Genomic DNA, 16612 nt, shown 5'->3' with positions numbered 1-16612 from the left:
ATCATGGCAACCGAATTGGGCCCGACGCCGGTCAAGGAACCGGCGTCGGGCGGGGCTCCGGTCCACCACCCGCCCAAGGGCGTCGGGGAGGACAACGCCATCAAGAGCCAGGGCAAGTGGGCCGCATGGCTCCTGGCGCCGACCATCATCGCGCTGGGAATCGTGATCGTCTACCCGATCATCAGCGCCATCATCATGTCGTTCCAGAAGGATGCCGGCCTGGACCCCGTCACGGGGCTCTTCACCGCGGGCGGTCCGGCAGGTTTCTCGAATTACGCTAACTGGATCTTCCAGCAGTGCGCCGCTCCGGCCGGCGAAACGGTGGCCTGCCCGCCCGGAACGCTCGGCGCGCAGTTCTGGTCCGCCACCGGGACGACTTTCTTCTTCACCATCGTCACGGTGACCCTGGAGACGGTCCTCGGCTTCTGGATGGCAGTCATCATGGCGAGGGCCTTCAAGGGCCGCAGCCTGGTCCGTGCCGCCGTCCTGGTGCCGTGGGCCATCCCCACCGCCGTTACGGCCAAGCTGTGGCTGTTCATCTTCGCCTTTGAAGGCATCGGCAACAAACTCTTCAACACCACGATCCTGTGGACCGGCAGCGAATGGCCGGCGAGGTGGGCAGTGATCATCGCGGATGTCTGGAAGACGACTCCGTTCATGGCGCTCTTGATTCTCGCCGGGCTCCAGATGATTCCCGCCGAAGTGTACGAGGCAGCCAAGGTTGACGGCGCTTCCGCCTGGCAGCGGTTCCGGATGATCACCCTGCCGCTGGTGAAGCCGGCACTGATGGTGGCCATCCTCTTCCGCACCCTGGATGCCCTCCGGATGTTCGACCTCCCCTATATCCTCACCGGCGGGGCCAACAACACCACCACGCTCTCGATCCTCGTGATCAACCAGATCAGGCAAGGGTTCAACGCCGCCGCGGCCTTGTCCACCATCACGTTCATCATCATCTTTCTTGTGGCCTTCATCTTCGTGCGCTTCCTCGGAGCGAACGTCGTGGAGCAGCAAACCGGCGCAGCTAAGGGGAAGAAATGACCGCCGCGACCGAACTCAGGGCCAGGCAGGACCGTGGCCGCAAGGTGGCGCAGAACCGCGAAAAGTGGGCCCAGGGACGCACCTACATCAGCGCCGTCGTGATCCTCATCTGGTGCCTGGCTCCGGCCTACTGGATGGTGGTGACGGCCTTCCGCGACGTCGGCTTCACCTACGACACCTCGGTGCTGCCGACCCACGTGACCCTGGACAACTTCAGGACAGCGTTCGACACGTCCTTCGGCAACCACTTCGGCCAGGCGCTCCTCAACAGCTTGTTCATCGGCGCCGTCGTCACCATAGTTTCGCTGCTGATCGGAGTGTTTGCCGCCTACGCGCTGGCACGCTTGAACTTCCGGTTCAAGTACCTGGTGCTGGGCTTCATCCTCGGGGCCTCCATGTTCCCCGGAGTCGCCCTCATCACGCCGCTGTTCCAGCTGTTCACCACCATCGGCTGGATGGGCACGTATCAGGCCCTGATCATTCCGAACATCTCCTTCGTCCTCCCGCTGACGGTCTACACCATGACCTCGTTCTTCAGGGAAATGCCGTGGGAGCTCGAGGAATCCGCCCGGGTGGACGGCTGCACCCAGGGACAGGCCTTCCGAAAGGTGATCATGCCGCTGGCGGCGCCGGCGATCTTCACCACGGCGATCCTGGCCTTCATCTCCTCCTGGAATGAATTCCTGATCGCCAGCCAGCTCTCCAGCGACAAAACCCAGCCGGTGACCGTTGCGATCGCCAGCTTCGCCGGCGCACAGCCGAACCAGATCCCGTATACGGCCATCATGGCCGCCGGAACGATCGTCACGATTCCGCTGGTGGTCCTGGTGCTGGTCTTCCAGCGCAAGATCGTCGCGGGCCTCACGGCCGGCGCTGTGAAGTGACGGGTTGGCAATGAACCAAAAGCCCAACCACGGACTGGTCCGGCGCGAACACCGCCGCGTCCGTTCCGGGGAAGATTTCGACATCATCATCGGCTTCCTTGGTTTCTGGGCGGTCGTGCTGCTGGTGGTCACCGTCTGGATGGAGGTAACGGCCCAGCCGGCGCTGGGCTGGGCCCTGGGCCTGCTGGCCATCCTCGCGGCGTTGTACGGAATGATCCGACTGCGCCGCCGCCTGCCCCAAAGGACGGCTACCAGGCGCAACTGAACGCGGGGTCACATCGCGCCCGTTCCGCGGGTATTTATGGGCGGTAAGTGACCCCGCGTTGCCTGGGCGGGGCATGTGTTGCCGTTGGGAAGGCAGACTAATCCAGTGCTGCGGAGGCCGCGAGCCGTCTCCGCAGCCGGTCGACAAGGGAACACGGTGGCAAAGACAACAGACAGGGCGCAGCGCGGCGGCCACTCCGGCGTCAGCATCGAGGATGTGGCCGCGGCCGCCGGAGTATCCACCGCTACCGTGTCCCGGGCCGTCCGCGGCCTGCCCAGGGTTTCGCCGGCCACCCGGGAGAAGATCCTGGGCATCGCCGAGGACTTGGGCTATGTGGCCTCCTCCTCGGCGTCCGGCCTGGCCACCGGACGCACCATGACCATTGGTGTTCTGGCACCGTTCGTCAGCCGCTGGTTTTTCTCCAAGGCCATCGAGGGCGCGGACCGGGAACTGCATGCCCGGCAGTACAACCTCTCACTGTTCAACCTGGGCGGCCACGGCAGCAACCGCGAACGGCTCTTCAGCAAGACAATGGTCTACAAGCAGATCGACGCGCTGCTGGTGCTCTGTATGGCACTGACGCATGAAGAGATCGAACACCTCCAAAAAATCGACATCCCGATGGTCGTCGTCGGCGGCCATGTCGAGGAATGCCCCTACATCGGAATCGACGATTACGCCGCCGCCGCAACGGCCGTCCGTCACCTGATCAGCCTCGGCCACACCGAGATCGCCCTGCTGCACGGCGACGACGAAACCGACCTCAACTTCGACGTGCCGCGGGTCCGGATCAAAGCCTTCCAGGACGTGATGGCGGAAGCCGGCCTGAACGTCCGAAAGGAATGGGACGAATGGGGGGACTTCACCGTCCGCAGCGGCCAGGACGCCTTCCACCGGCTCTGGGACCGGCCCGGACCGAAGCCCACCGCAATCTTCTGCGCCTCGGATGAGATGGCCATGGGAATCATCTTCGAAGCCCACCGGGCCGGCGTGCGGGTCCCGGAGGATCTGTCCGTGATCGGAATCGATGACCACGACTTTGCCGAGGCCATGGGTCTCACCACCGTCAGGCAGCGACCGGACGAGCAAGCCGAACTGGGCACTAAGATGCTGCTGGACGAACTTGGCGGGATCGCCGGGGCAGTGCGATCCACTGTCGCCCCGCACCAGCTGATCGTTCGGACCACGACGGCGCCGCCGCGGAAAGACCCGCAGTCAGGAAGCGCGGGCCAGCTGCCGGATCGGGATCCAGCGGGACGCCAGCCGGCGGTAGGCCGCGGCAGCGCCGGTCATGTCCCCCTCGGCCAGGCACTCGATGCCCAGCCGCACATCCATCGGTGAGTCGTCCGGGTAGACCTTGTCCGCCACCGCGCCGTAGTCCAGTTCCACCACCGACTCCGGGTGGAAGAGCTCCAGCCATTCCGTGAGCTGGGTCAGGTCCTCGAGCATGTCCAGATCCGGCGCGGCGAGGGACAGGTGGGCCACCGCGTAGCGGACCCGCTCCAGGGCCTCGCCGATCGTCGCGCGGATGCGCACGGTGACAATGTGCCCCTCTGATTCCACTACGTCCGTGGGGTCCGACTCCTTGAAGAGGCAGAACCAGCTGAAGGGGATGCCCCAGGTGGAGGCCCGGGTGTGTACGCGGCCGAGCCCCGCCTGCGCCCGCACTTCATTGATGCGTTCCTGGTGCCTGTCGCGTTGTTCCTCCGGGATCAGCAGCTGGGCCAGCGGCCCATGGATGCCCTCCATCAGGGCGTTGGCGGCCAGCCCGGCGCGGAGCACCAGCTGGCTGGGGCAGTAGAGCAGGCTGTCCGGCTCCCCGGCGGCGGGAGTCTTCGGGCCGCCGTCGGCAGGAGGCGCTGCCGGGGGAGTGTTGTTCGGGCGTGGGGCAAGGACACGGACCAGGTCCGTCGCCCCGGTGGGAAACGGGTCCCCGCCCGGGCGTGTGATGCGGCCCAGGGAGGCGAGAAGTTCGGCGTTTTCGACGGCTGCGCGGGAGACGCTCCGGACGGCCGCCGTTCGCAGGGCTTCCTGCTGCTCCGCCGGGAACGCTTTCAGGGGTTCGTAAACCCGCAGCGCCGAGGAGAACGGCAACCCGGCCTGTCCGCGGTAGAGGTTGCCGGTCATTGGGCCACGCCGTTTCCCTCGCGGGCGCTCATCAGTCGCTCAGCTCCACGATCACGGGGGCGTGGTCCGAGGCGCCCTTGCCCTTGCGTTCCTCGCGGTCGATGGCGGCGCCGGTGACCCGGGCCGCCAGTGCGGGGGAGGCGAGGACAAAATCGATCCGCATGCCCTCCTTTTTCGGGAAACGCAGCTGGGTGTAGTCCCAGTAGGTGTAGACGCCGGGTCCGGGCGTATGCGGCCGGACCACATCCAGGAAGCCGGCTTCTTCAAAGGCGTGGAACGCTGCCCGTTCCGGCTCGCTGACGTGGGTGAGGCCCGCGGAGCGGAAGTAGTCGATGTCCCAGACGTCGTCGTCCTGCGGGGCAATGTTCCAGTCGCCCATCAGCGCGATCTGCGCCTGGGGGTCCTCCCGGATCCAGCCTTCGGCGTGGGACCGCAGTGTGTCCAGCCAGCTGATTTTGTACGGCATATGCTCATCGTCGAGGGCCCGTCCGTTGGGGACATAGAGGCTCCACACCCTGATACCGCCGCAGGTCGCGCCGATGGCGCGGGCTTCCTGCACGGCGTCCTTGCCGTTCTTGCCGAAGGCGGGCTGGTCCAGAAAGGTGCGCTCGACGTCGTCCAGCCCCACCCGGGAGGCGATCGCCACGCCGTTCCACTGGCTCAGGCCGAAGTGCGCCACTTCGTAGCCCAGGTTCTCGAACAGCTCCCAGGGGAAGTTGTCATCCTTGCACTTGGTTTCCTGGATGGCCAGGACATCACAGTCGGTGCGCTGAAGCCAGGCTTCAACGCGGTCGGCACGGGCACGGAGCGAATTCACATTCCAGGTAGCAATCTTCACAATCCCTAACTTACCGAACTTGGCTGCCGGACGAAGCTGCCCACCGGGCACGCCCTCTGGAATTTAGTAGGAAGTCCGAGTATATTCAGAAACGGAAGATGACGTGGGTCACAGGCGACCCGGCCGTCACTACGGCAATCACACGGTGCAAAGGAGCATTCCATCATGGTTCGCGAACTATCCCATTACATTGACGGACAGCATGTTGAAGGCACCTCGGGGCGTTTCAGCGATGTCTACGATCCGTGCACCGGCGAGGTCCAGGCAAGGGTGCCGCTCGCCAGCACCGAGGAAGTCCGCAACGTGGTCTCCAACGCGGAAAAGGGCCAGCTTGAATGGGCGGCCATGAACCCGCAGCGCCGCGGCCGGATCCTGCTCAAGTTTGTCGATCTGGTCAACCAGAACCTGGACGAACTCGCCACCCTGCTGTCCTCGGAGCACGGCAAGACCTTCCTGGACGCGAAAGGTGACATCCAGCGCGGCATCGAGGTTGTGGAGTTCGCGGCCGGCGCCCCGCACCTGCTCAAGGGCGAATTCTCGGACAACGCTGGGACCGGCATCGACGTCCACTCCCTGCGCCAGCCCCTCGGCGTCGTCGCCGGCATCACCCCCTTCAACTTCCCGGCGATGATCCCGCTCTGGAAGTCCGGCCCGGCCCTCGCCGCCGGCAACTCCTTTATCCTTAAGCCATCCGAACGGGACCCCTCGGTGCCGCTGCGCCTCGCCGAGCTGTTTACCGAGGCCGGCCTGCCGGCGGGCGTCTTCAACGTGGTCAACGGCGACAAGGAAGCGGTGGATGCGCTGCTGGAGGACCCCCGGGTCCAGGCCATCGGCTTTGTCGGCTCCACACCGATCGCCCAGTACATCTACGCCACCGCCGCCGCGAACGGCAAGCGAGCCCAGTGCTTCGGCGGCGCCAAGAACCACATGGTGATCATGCCGGATGCGGACCTGGACATGGCGGCCGATGCCCTGATGGGCGCCGGCTTCGGCTCCGCCGGAGAACGCTGCATGGCGATCTCGGTGGCAGTACCCGTCGGCAAAGCCACCGGCGACGCGCTCGTCGCGAAACTTCAGGAGCGGATCGCTGACCTTAAAGTCGGCCACAGCCTCGCCAAGGACTCGGACTTCGGCCCGGTCGTGGCGGCCTCCGCCAAGGAACGGATCGAAGGCTACATCCAGGCGGGCGTCGACGAGGGTGCCACCCTGCTGGCCGACGGCCGCGGACTTAAGGTCGAGGGCTACGAGGGCGGCTTCTGGGTCGGCCCCACGCTCTTCGACAACGTCACCAAGGACATGACGATCTACAAGGAAGAGATTTTCGGCCCGGTGCTGAGTGTGCTCCGCGCGGAGGACTATGACGAGGCCCTGCGCCTGTGCAGCGAACATGAGTTCGGCAACGGCGTGGCCATCTACACCCGCGACGGCGACTCCGCCCGTGACTTCGCCAGCCGGGTCCAGGTGGGCATGGTGGGCATCAACGTCCCCATCCCGGTGCCGATCGCCTACTACACCTTCGGCGGCTGGAAGGCCTCCGGCTTCGGCGACCTCAACCAGCACGGCGCGGACGCGTTCCGCTTCTACACCAAGACCAAGACGGTCACCACCCGCTGGCCGTCCGGCATCCGCACCGGTGCCAGCTTCGTCATGCCGGAAGGCAGCTGATGGCGGGGAAGTACTCCGAGGAGTCCGGGGCGGCGGAGGTGCTGTTCGAACGCCGCGGCCGGCTGGGCGTGGTCACGCTCAACCGGCCCAAAGCCGTCAATGCGCTCACCGCGGGCATGGCGTCGGCCATGCTGGAGCAGCTCACGCTCTGGGCGGACGACGACGCCGTGGCTGCGGTGCTGGTCCGCGGCGCCGGTGACCGGGGCCTGTGCGCCGGCGGCGACATCGTGGCCATCTACCGCGACATGCTCGACGACGGCGACGCGACGGCCGATTTCTGGGCCGAGGAATACAAGCTGAACTCCCTGATCTCGGGCTACCTCAAACCGTACGTGGCGTTCATGGACGGACTGGTCCTCGGCGGCGGAGTGGGGATTTCCGCGCACGGCTCAGTCCGGATCGTCACCGAACGCACCCGGATGGGCATGCCGGAGACCACCATCGGTTTTGTGCCCGACGTCGGCGGAACCCTGCTGCTCTCCCGCTCACCGGGGGAGTCAGGCACCCATGCGGCCCTCACCGGCGCGCACCTGAGCGGTGCCGACGCACTGTTTCTGGGGCTCGCGGACCACTTTGTTCCGTCCGCGAAGCTCGAGGAACTCGCCCAGGCGCTGGAGAGCGAGGCGGCGGATGCCGCCGTCGCCCGCTTTGCCGGGGAGGCCCCGCCCTCCGTCCTCGCGGCGCAGCAGGAATGGATCGACGCCTGCTATTCGAGCGACGACGCCGAGGAAATCGTGCGCCGGCTGCGCACCGTAGGCGGCGAAGCCTCCGACGTCGCCGACACCATCGAAGCCAAGTCACCGACCGCCGTGAAGGTGGCGCTGGAATCCCTGCGCCGGGTCAGGGGCCTGAGCCTCGAGGAAGCCCTGGAACAGGAATACCGGGTGGGCCTGCGGTTCCTCGCCGGGCCCGACTTCCGCGAGGGCATCCGCGCCCAGGTGGTGGACAAGGATCGCAATCCGCACTGGCAGCCCGCCACGCTGGCGGAGGTCAGACGTGACGACGTCGAATCCTATTTTGCGCCGCTGGGCGACCGTGAACTGATGCTTTCGAAGGAGCGCGACAATGTCTGAACCATCGCCGTCTGAACGATCGTCTGAACCGGGCCGGCCCGGGGCCCCGGGCGGCACCGTCGCCTTCCTGGGCCTCGGCCACATGGGCGGGCCGATGGCCATCAACCTGGTCAAAGCCGGCTATGCCGTGACCGGCTTCGACGTCGTGCCGGCCGCACTGGAAACTGCCCGGGCGCACGGCATCGCCACCGCGGACACCGCCGTCGAGGCCGTGGCAGGTGCCGACGTGGTGCTGACCATGCTCCCCAGCGGCAAACACCTGCTGGATGCCTACCGCGGCAGCCCCAGCCAGCCGGGCCTGCTCGCCACCGCAGCCCCCGGCACCCTCTTCCTGGACTGCTCCACGATCAACGTCGATGAGGCGCGCGAGGCCGCCGGACTCGCCGTCGCGGCCGGCCACCGGGCCGTCGACGCGCCGGTGTCCGGCGGTGTCGTGGGGGCCGAAGCGGGCACCCTGACCTTCATGGTGGGGGCGCTTCCTGCGGACTTCGAGGCGGTCAAGCCGATGCTCGAGGTGATGGGCAAACGCGTGGTCCACTGCGGGGAGCACGGTGCAGGACAGGCCGCGAAGATCTGCAACAACATGATCCTCGGCGTCTCGATGATCGCGGTCAGCGAAGCCTTTGTCCTGGGCGAGAAGCTGGGACTCACACATCAGGCGCTGTTCGACGTCGCGTCGGCGGCCTCGGGCCAGTGCTGGGCGCTGACCACCAACTGCCCCGTGCCGGGACCGGTGCCCACCAGCCCCGCCAACCGCGACTACCAGCCCGGCTTTGCGGGAGCCCTGATGGCGAAGGACCTCAAGCTGGCGCTCAACGCGCTGGAAAGCACCGGCGTTGCCGCCAGGCTGGGGCCGCTCGCTTCCGAGATCTACGATAGCTTTGCCGCGGAGGGCGGCGCGGGCCGGGACTTCTCCGGCATCATCACCGACATCCGGGACAAATCCGCACACTAGCCGGTTCCGGGTCCTGACAAGCAGGGCAGCGGACATTTCTGAACAGCAGCTGAGGGGACAGGCATGACGGAGCAGTACACAAACATTCTGGTGGAGCGCCGGGGCCGGGTGGGGCTCGTGACGCTCAACCGGCCCAAGGCGCTGAACGCCCTCAACAAGGCCACCATGGACGAAATCGTGGCCGCAGTGTCGGCTATGGATGCCGACCCCGAGGTGGGGGCAGTCGTGGTGACCGGCTCCGCCAAGGCCTTCGCCGCCGGCGCGGACATCAAGGAAATGCAGTCCAAGGGATACATGGACATGTATGCCGCGGACTGGTTCCGCGGCTGGGAAGACTTCACCCGGCTGCGCATCCCGGTGGTCGCGGCCGTGTCCGGGTTCGCCCTGGGGGGAGGCTGCGAGCTCGCGATGATGTGCGATTTCATCATCGCCGGCGACAACGCCAAGTTCGGCCAGCCGGAAATCAACCTGGGCGTGCTGCCCGGCATGGGCGGCTCGCAGCGCCTGACCCGCGCGGTGGGCAAGGCCAAGGCCATGGACATGATCCTGACCGGTCGTTTTATGGACGCCGAGGAAGCCGAACGCGCCGGGCTGGTGTCCCGCGTAGTGCCGGCCGCGGACGTGGTTGAAGAGGCGCTCAAAGCCGCCGAAGTGATTGCTTCCAAGTCAAAGCCGGTGGCGATGGTGGCCAAGGAAGCCGTCAACGCGGCGTTTGAGACCGGGCTGGCCCAGGGGGTGCTCTTCGAACGGCGCGTGTTCCACTCACTGTTCGCCACCGAAGACCAGAAGGAAGGCATGGCAGCCTTCACCGAGAAGCGCCAGCCGGACTTCACGCACCGCTAACCAGGAGCGGGCACGCCGCCCAGTGACGCGCCAACCGCCCAGTGACGCGCCAAAGCCCTGTCGCCGCCGAATTCCGGTAGCGCCAGGGCTTTTGCGAGTCGCGGGGCCGCATCCGCATCGTCACGCCAGTCCGTCGGGGCCTCGTCAGACCTGCCCGACGCCGTCAGCGCATCAGGCCGCGCTGATCCCGAACAGGCCGATGATTAGGGCCATCACCATGAGTGTCACGAGTTCGTGCGCGCAGTTCAGCGCCGTCAGTCCGGCGGGCCGGCCCTCGAAGGCATCGTGGGTGATGAACCGTGCCGCGGTGAAGCCGGCCCAGAGGATCAGCGCGGTGACCAGGGTGTTGACCAGGAAGTTCCCGCCGTAGAAGTGCTGCGAGATGGCGGCCGCCCCGGCCAGCACCCAGGTGCTGACCAGGCTGACCACCAGCGTGATCAGGATGGGCTTGACGGCGTCCTTGGCGTCACCGCTCGGGGTCACCTTGGCGACGCGCATCCAGTAATTGCCGAACACCTTCGGCGTGTACCAGACGGACCCGACCACCATGCTGGACAGGGTTGCCAGCAGTACGGCCCAGATGTTGATCTCCGGAATCATCGCGTTCTCCTCAGGTCCAGGGTTGGTTCCTCCCGAAGTCTAGGGGACGGCCAGGGCCGGCCCCCTCTTCCCCGGCTACCTCTTCCGCGGCTACCTCTTTAAGGAGGTAGTTGGATGTCCATGCTTTTGGCTACGGTGAGCTGAGTCACACAGCCTGGCATTGGGGCTGACATCAAAGGAGATTGCCATGAGCTCAGTTTCACCGACCTCGCCGGCAGGGCTGCAAGCGCCGCCCAGCAAGAAGACGCTGCGCAAGGTTGCCTTCGCCAGCGCCGCCGGAACCACCATCGAGTTCTACGACTTCTTCATCTATGGCACCGCTGCCGCCCTGGTCTTCCCGGTCGTGTTCTTCCCGGCCCTGGGTGCCGCCGCCGGCACGATTGCCTCCTTCGGCACGTTCGCCGTCGCCTTCTTCGCGCGCCCCGTCGGCGCGATCATCTTCGGCCACTTCGGCGACCGGATTGGCCGGAAGAAGACCCTCATCACCACGCTGCTCATGATGGGTATCGCCACCGTGACGATCGGCCTGATTCCGGACGCCAGCACCATCGGCGTGGCCGCCCCCATCCTGCTGGTGGTGCTCCGCTTCGTGCAGGGCCTCGCCGTCGGCGGCGAATGGGCCGGCGCCACGCTCCTCGTGGCCGAATATGCTCCCGTGGGCAAGCGCGGGCTGTTCGGCTCCTTCCCGCAACTCGGCCCGTCCGTTGCCTTCGCCCTGGCCAGCGGCACGTTCCTCCTCACCAACCTGACGCTGGGGGACAAGTCCGAGGCCTTCATCACGATCGGCTGGCGGGTGCCGTTCATCCTCAGCGCAGTGCTCGTCCTCGTGGGCCTGTGGGTGCGGCTGAGCATCGAGGAGACCCCGGTATTCAAGAACGCCGCCAAGGTTACCCATACCGGCACCAAACTGCCCATCCTCGAATCCGTCAAGCGCCAGCCGCGCGAAATCCTCCTCGCCGGCGGCTCCCTGACGCTCCTGTTCGCTTTCTTCTACGTTGGCACCGCCTACCTCACCAGCTTTGCCACGAGCCCCACCGGCATGGGACTGAGCCGCGTGGAAGTGCTGAGCACGGGCATGGTCTCCTCCCTGTTTGTCGCCGCCGCCACCCTGGCCTCCGGCGTCCTCTCGGACCGCTTCGGCCGCAAGAAGGTCATCGCCACCTCGTGCATCCTCGCCGTGCCGTGGTCGCTCATGCTGTTCCCGATCCTCAGCGCGAACACCGTCTTCGCCTTCGGTCTCGGCCTCACCGTCACCCTGGTGATCTTCGCCATCGCCTACGGCCCCGCCGGGGCCCTGCTGCCGGAGCTCTTTGAGACCCGCTACCGCTACACCGGCGCCGGCATGGGCTACAACCTGGCCGGCGTCGTCGGCGGAGGCATTGTCCCGCTCGTGGCGGCGCAGCTCGCCGTTACGTCCGGTGCGTGGTCCATCGGGATCCTGCTCGCCGGGATCGGCGTATTCAGTGTGCTCTGCACCCTGGCTCTGCCGAACCGCGAAAAGCAGGGACTGGAAGACGGCGGTCCGCGCACCTCCTCGAAGCATGTGGACGACGCAGCATTTATCGAGCCCGTCGCCGGTCCTTAGGGATCTGCCGACGGCAATCCAGCCTGCGGATTCCGGGCTTTGGGGGATCCGAGCGGTCCCGCTGTTGGGGGGAGCGGGGCTTCCGGTGAAACACCGGCGGCCCCGCTTTACGGGATAAACCCCAGGCGGCGTGCCGCGGATACGGCCTCGAGCCGGTTGTGTGCAGACAGCTTGACCATGGCGTTCTGCAGGTAGCTCTTGACGGTCACGGCCTTCAGGCCGAGGCGCTCCGCGGTTTCCTGGTAGGAACATCCCAGTGCCACCTGCGCCAGGACATCAAGTTCCCGGCGGGCCAGCCTGGCCGTCGGATGGACGCCGTCGGCGGGCGGCGGCGCCAGGTGGCTGCCGATGATGTCCAGCTGCCGGGCCAGGTGCGGATCGGAAACCGTGCCGGCCAGGGAGCGCAGCTCGGCGTGGGCTTCCCGGACGTGCTCCAGCCAGCTCCGGTCCAGGACCAGGGCAGGTGCGGCCCGGGCCGTATCGATGATCGAAACCCGCCGGTCGACCTCGTCCCGGACCCGCAGTTCCTCGGCGATCTCGGCGGCCGCCTCCATGCCCTCGCACACAGCATTTTCCCCCAGCGGCGTGCAGTCCCGGCTCGCGATGTACAGCACCGCCCGCGACTGTCCCCGGACCACCACGGGGACGGCCGCCATCGAGGTCAGCCGCTCCCGCCTGACGGCGACGTCGTATTCATGGGTGATTCCGTCGGAGGCGATGTAGTCCTCCACGAGGTACGGGCGCCGCTGCGTGAAGACCCGGCCGCCGAGACCCGCGCCGGGGACGACGACGACCTGGTGCAGGCTGGACGTGGCGGTGCCCAGGAAGTCCGTCAGCTGCAGCAGCTCACCGCTGGCCAGCCCGGCGAAGAGCACGGCCGGCCGGAACCGTCCGGAGAGCAGGCGCAGCGAGGCGCGGAGCAGCTCCCGGTCGTCGGGGCGGGAATAGGCGTTCGGCTGCATGAGTCGTCTCCTGGTGCCGCGGAACCCAGTCACCGCTTTGTGACGGGCGTCAGTCTTGGTCAGTCGTTTGAGCCCGGGGGTCACTCGCTGAAGTCGCCGGCGTTGCGGCGGAAGGTGCCCAGGATTCCGATCAGCTGGTCAACGTCATGTTCCGCGAAGCCGGACTGGGCGAACACCTCAGAGTTCAGTGCCGCCGTCGCCCGTTTTGCCAGCGTCCGCCCCTCCGGGGTGAGTTCAATGAGGGTGGTGCGGCCGTCGGTCGGATGCGGCGAGCGGAGGACCAGCCCCGCCTGCTGCAGACGGTCGACGGCGTTCGTCACGGAGGTGGGATGGACCTGCAGCAGCGCGCTGGCCTTGTTCATGGGCAGGGCGCCGCTGCGGGCGAAGCTGAGCAGGGCGAGCAATTCGTAGCGGGCAAACGTCAGCCCGAACGGCTTCAGGACCCCCTCGATCCGGGCGAGCAGGATCTGCTGGGTCCGCATGATCGCGGTGATGGCAGCCATCGGCGCCGCGACGTCGGACCAGCCGTGCCGCTCCCAGTTCAGCCGGGCGTCGGCGATCGGATCACGCGGCAGCGGCGTTGCCACGGCACCCCCAGTTTCTCGGCCTGAATCTCATAAGGTTCAGCGTAGCTTTTCGGTCGCGCTTTTCAGCCCGGGGAAGTCGGCTTCGGAGTACTCCGTGCCGAGTCCGGCCGGGACCGTCCCCCCGCCGTGGCGCAGTTCCTCGCTGTGCCGCAGTTCCACGCGCCGGATCTTGCCCGAGATGGTCTTGGGCAGTTCGGCGAATTCCAGCCGGCGGATCCGCTTGAACGGCGCCAGGTGGTCACGGCAGTAGCGCAGGATGTCTTCGGCGAGTTCCGGGCCGGGCTCGTGCCCGGCCGCCAGGACCACAAACGCCTTGGGCACCGAGAGCTTGAGCGGGTCGGGGGAGGGGACGACGGCGGCCTCGGCCACCGCCGGGTGCTCGATCAGCACGCTCTCCAGCTCGAACGGGGACAGCCGGTAATCCGAGGACTTGAAGACGTCGTCGCCGCGGCCCACGTACGTGATGATGCCGCGCTCGTCCCGGCTGGCCATGTCACCGGTGTGGTAGTAACCGTCCCGGAACGCCTCCGCCGTCTTTTCGGGATCGCCGTAATACGCCTTCATCAACCCGACGGGGCGGGGGTCAAGGCGCAGGCAGAGCTCGCCGTCGTCGCCTTCGGCGCCGGTGGCGGGGTCCACGAGGACGACGTCGTAGCCCGGCAACGGTTTGCCCATGGCCCCGATCTTGATCGGCTGGCCGGGTGTGTTCGCGATCTGCACCGTGGATTCCGTCTGGCCGAAGCCGTCGCGGATGGTCTGCCCCCAGGCGCGCTGGACCTGGTCGATCACCTCGGCGTTGAGCGGTTCCCCGGCGGACACCACCTTGGTGGGCGGGTTCTTGAGCAGGGTCAGGTCGGCCTGGATGAGCATGCGCCAGACCGTGGGAGGGGCGCAGAAGCTGGTCACGGACTCGCGGTCCATCTGCGCCATCAGCGCCTTGGCGTCGAAGCGCTCATAGTTGTAGATAAAGACGCAGGCTTCGGCGATCCATGGCGTGAAGACGTTCGACCAGGCGTGCTTGGCCCAGCCGGGCGAGGCCACATTCAGGTGCACATCGCCGGGTTCCATCCCGATCCAGAACATGGTGGACAGATGGCCCACCGGGTAGGAGGTGTGCGTGTGCTCCACAAGCTTGGCCTTGGAGGTGGTGCCCGAGGTGAAGTACAGCAGCAGCGTCTCGTCGGCCAGGGTCGGCGCGTCCGGAGTGAATCCTTCCGCCGCGCCGGCCGACCCGGCGTACTGCAGGGCGGCTGTATTCCCGGCCCCGTCGCCGACTTCGATCAGGGTGTAGTTGCCGGGGACCCCAGCGAACTTGCCGATGTTGGCGCTGCCGACGGCGGCCCAGTTCGCGCCGCCGCGCTCCACCCGGTCCTCGAGGTCATCGGGTCCCATCAGGGTGGTGGTGGGGATCATGACGATGCCCAGTTTAATCCCGGCGAGCATCAGTTCCCAGAGTTCCACCTGGTTTCCGAGCATGATGATCATCCGGTCGCCGCGCCGCACGCCCTGGCCGCGCAGCCAGTTGGCCACCTGGTCGGAGCGCCGGGACAGGTCCGCGAAGCTGCGCCGTGTGGCGGAGCCGTCCTGCTCGACGATCACAAGGGCCGGGTTGTCCGCCTTGGCCGGGTCCGCCGCGATCTGGTCGAACCAGTCCAGGGCGAAGTTGAAGTGTTCAAAGCGTGGCCACTGGAATTCGCTGCGTGCCGCCTCGTAGTCCTTGCGGAGATCAAGCATGCGGTCGCGTGCTGCGCGGAATTCCTCAGTGACTGTCATGGTGCACCTTTCGAAGTCTGGTGGCGCAGCCGCTCTAAGCCCGGCGCCGTTGCCCGGAGATCACCAGTTGCCTAGTGATCCCCATCACTGTGCAATATACTAGGACATCCAAGGGTTTGGAAGAGCCGACCCGGTTCATGACCGGATCACTACGAAGGGATACATGCCCGTGCAGCCACAAGGACGTGCCAGCGGACAGAGGGTCACCGAGGATGGAACGGCGCTGGAAGGCGTGGCGGCGCCACCTTTTCCGGATGCGGACCTGATGTACATCGTCGATCTCCTGCCACCGGAGGAACAGTCCCGCTACCAGGAGATCCGGGACTTCCTCCAGTCCCGGATCCGGGCGGCATCGATCGATTACTGGAACCGTGAGGAGTTCCCCTTCGGGCTGCTCGCCGAGCTCGGCAAGTACGGCCTGGGCGGCTTGCAGACGGACGGCACCTCCAAGCTGTTCAAAGGCCTGATGTATGTCGAGGTGGCCCGCGCCGATGTGTCCCTTTCCGCGCTCGTGGGGATCCACAACGAGCTGATCGTGGGCATGATCGACCAGCTCGGCTCCCAGGAACAGAAGGAGCGCTGGCTGCCGGGGCTCACCGCCTTCACCCAGATCGGTGCCTTCGCCCTGACCGAACCGGACCACGGCTCGGACATCGCCGGAGGGCTGGCCACCACGGCCCGGCTCGAGGACGGCGAGTGGGTCATCAACGGCGCCAAGCGCTGGATCGGCGCCGGCACCATTGCGGACTTTGCCCTGGTCTGGGCGCGTGATGTCGCGGACCAGCAGATCAAGGGCTTCATCGTGGAAACGGACCGCGCCGGCTACACCGCCACAAAGATCGCGAACAAAATCGGGCTGCGGATCATGCAGAACGCCGACATCGTGCTCGATGAGGTCCGAATTCCGGAGACCAACATGCTCCCCGGTGCCACGGACTTCTCCAAGGCCAACGAACTGCTGCGCGATTCGCGTGCGTGGGTGGGCTGGCAGGCGGCCGGCATCCAGCTGGCCGCGTTCGACGTCGCGCGGTCCTACTCGCTGGAGCGGAAGCAGTTCGGCAAGGAACTGGCGCGCTTCCAGCTGATCCAGCAGCAGCTGGCGGAGATCCTGGGCAACGCGTCGGCCTCGCTGTCGCTGATGGCGCAGCTGGCCCGGATCCAGGAAGACGGCAAGCTGGAGATGGTCCAGGCCGCGATGGCCAAATCCACCACCACCCGGCTGGCGCGGGCATCGGTGGCGATGGGGCGCTCGCTGATGGGCGGCAACGGGATCAGCACCGACTACGAGATGGGCAAGCTCTTCGGGGACGCCGAAATCCTTTACACCTACGAGGGCAGCTACGAGATCAATTCGTTGATCGTGGCCAGGGCCGTGACCGGCAAGTCGGCTTTCGTTTAGCCGGGTTCGGGGTCC

The 16612-nt window shown here is 66.6% G+C and carries 15 protein-coding genes and 1 pseudogene; 10 read left to right on the top strand and 6 right to left on the bottom strand.

Annotation, left to right across the window (positions count from 1 at the left end; translation table 11 throughout):
• The first annotated feature begins 3 nt into the window (after positions 1 to 3).
• The 4 genes and pseudogenes from BJQ90_RS06490 to BJQ90_RS06475 form a co-directional block, all read left to right on the top strand.
• Positions 4 to 1041, top strand: coding sequence for a carbohydrate ABC transporter permease (locus tag BJQ90_RS06490; RefSeq protein WP_226759482.1), 1038 nt, complete (start codon positions 4 to 6; stop codon positions 1039 to 1041).
• Positions 1038 to 1925: a carbohydrate ABC transporter permease gene (locus BJQ90_RS06485; protein WP_226759481.1), complete on the top strand. Its 888-nt coding sequence runs from the start codon at positions 1038 to 1040 to the stop codon at positions 1923 to 1925. Before BJQ90_RS06490 ends, BJQ90_RS06485 begins: the two co-directional genes overlap by 4 nt.
• A gap of 10 nt (positions 1926 to 1935) precedes the next feature.
• Positions 1936 to 2190 carry a hypothetical protein gene (locus tag BJQ90_RS06480; protein ID WP_226759480.1) on the top strand — a complete coding sequence of 85 codons (255 nt, stop codon included), beginning with the start codon at positions 1936 to 1938 and terminating at the stop codon, positions 2188 to 2190.
• 156 nt (positions 2191 to 2346) lie between these two features.
• Positions 2347 to 3393: pseudogene (locus BJQ90_RS06475) on the top strand (LacI family DNA-binding transcriptional regulator); the annotation flags it as partial.
• Between the two features lie 12 nt (positions 3394 to 3405).
• On the opposite strand, the gene BJQ90_RS22865 reads toward BJQ90_RS06475, so the two are convergent.
• Positions 3406 to 4317, bottom strand: a complete 912-nt coding sequence (locus BJQ90_RS22865; RefSeq protein WP_226759479.1) for a hypothetical protein — start codon at positions 4315 to 4317, stop codon at positions 3406 to 3408.
• A 31-nt stretch (positions 4318 to 4348) separates the two neighbouring features.
• Positions 4349 to 5155 carry an exodeoxyribonuclease III gene (locus BJQ90_RS06465; protein ID WP_226759478.1) on the bottom strand — a complete coding sequence of 269 codons (807 nt, stop codon included), beginning with the start codon at positions 5153 to 5155 and terminating at the stop codon, positions 4349 to 4351.
• A 165-nt stretch (positions 5156 to 5320) separates the two neighbouring features.
• Between BJQ90_RS06465 and BJQ90_RS06460 the strand changes: the two genes are divergently transcribed.
• From BJQ90_RS06460 to BJQ90_RS06445, 4 genes are all read left to right on the top strand, one after another.
• Positions 5321 to 6820 (top strand): CoA-acylating methylmalonate-semialdehyde dehydrogenase, encoded by a 1500-nt coding sequence (locus BJQ90_RS06460; protein ID WP_226759477.1) that lies wholly within the window; start codon positions 5321 to 5323, stop codon positions 6818 to 6820.
• Complete coding sequence (locus BJQ90_RS06455) at positions 6820 to 7893, top strand: enoyl-CoA hydratase/isomerase family protein (RefSeq protein WP_226759476.1); 1074 nt, start codon at positions 6820 to 6822, stop codon at positions 7891 to 7893. The genes BJQ90_RS06460 and BJQ90_RS06455 overlap by 1 nt, the downstream gene beginning before the upstream one ends.
• On the top strand, positions 7886 to 8848 hold the full coding sequence (gene mmsB, locus BJQ90_RS06450) for a 3-hydroxyisobutyrate dehydrogenase (RefSeq protein ID WP_226759475.1): 963 nt from the start codon (positions 7886 to 7888) through the stop codon (positions 8846 to 8848). Before BJQ90_RS06455 ends, mmsB begins: the two co-directional genes overlap by 8 nt.
• Before the next feature lie 63 nt (positions 8849 to 8911).
• A complete protein-coding gene (locus tag BJQ90_RS06445) occupies positions 8912 to 9691 on the top strand; it encodes an enoyl-CoA hydratase (protein WP_226759474.1) in 780 nt (259 codons plus the stop codon).
• Positions 9692 to 9862: 171 nt separating this feature from the next.
• On the opposite strand, the gene BJQ90_RS06440 is transcribed toward BJQ90_RS06445, so the two are convergent.
• Positions 9863 to 10291 carry a DUF1761 domain-containing protein gene (locus tag BJQ90_RS06440; RefSeq protein WP_226759473.1) on the bottom strand — a complete coding sequence of 143 codons (429 nt, stop codon included), beginning with the start codon at positions 10289 to 10291 and terminating at the stop codon, positions 9863 to 9865.
• Positions 10292 to 10478: 187 nt separating this feature from the next.
• Here BJQ90_RS06440 and BJQ90_RS06435 point away from each other — a divergent pair, with 187 nt between their 5' ends.
• Positions 10479 to 11876, top strand: coding sequence for an MFS transporter (locus BJQ90_RS06435; protein ID WP_226759472.1), 1398 nt, complete (start codon positions 10479 to 10481; stop codon positions 11874 to 11876).
• Positions 11877 to 11983: 107 nt separating this feature from the next.
• Here the strand turns inward: BJQ90_RS06435 and BJQ90_RS06430 are convergent, their stop codons facing one another.
• The 3 genes from BJQ90_RS06430 to BJQ90_RS06420 all read right to left on the bottom strand — a co-directional run bounded on the left by BJQ90_RS06430 (position 11984) and on the right by BJQ90_RS06420 (position 15198).
• A complete protein-coding gene (locus BJQ90_RS06430) occupies positions 11984 to 12838 on the bottom strand; it encodes a helix-turn-helix transcriptional regulator (RefSeq protein ID WP_226759471.1) in 855 nt (284 codons plus the stop codon).
• A gap of 80 nt (positions 12839 to 12918) precedes the next feature.
• Positions 12919 to 13425 carry a MarR family winged helix-turn-helix transcriptional regulator gene (locus BJQ90_RS06425; RefSeq protein WP_226759470.1) on the bottom strand — a complete coding sequence of 169 codons (507 nt, stop codon included), beginning with the start codon at positions 13423 to 13425 and terminating at the stop codon, positions 12919 to 12921.
• 36 nt (positions 13426 to 13461) lie between these two features.
• The gene (locus tag BJQ90_RS06420; RefSeq protein WP_226759469.1) at positions 13462 to 15198 is read right to left on the bottom strand and encodes an AMP-binding protein; all 1737 of its coding nucleotides are present in this window, start codon (positions 15196 to 15198) and stop codon (positions 13462 to 13464) included.
• 265 nt (positions 15199 to 15463) lie between these two features.
• Between BJQ90_RS06420 and BJQ90_RS06415 the strand changes: the two genes are divergently transcribed.
• Positions 15464 to 16597, top strand: coding sequence for an acyl-CoA dehydrogenase family protein (locus tag BJQ90_RS06415; RefSeq protein ID WP_226759497.1), 1134 nt, complete (start codon positions 15464 to 15466; stop codon positions 16595 to 16597).
• Positions 16598 to 16612 lie beyond the last annotated feature (15 nt).

The sequence above is a fragment of the Arthrobacter sp. SO3 genome (genome assembly GCF_020532825.1).
Taxonomy (GTDB): domain Bacteria; phylum Actinomycetota; class Actinomycetes; order Actinomycetales; family Micrococcaceae; genus Arthrobacter.
This window is presented reverse-complemented; position numbering and strand designations above follow the sequence as displayed.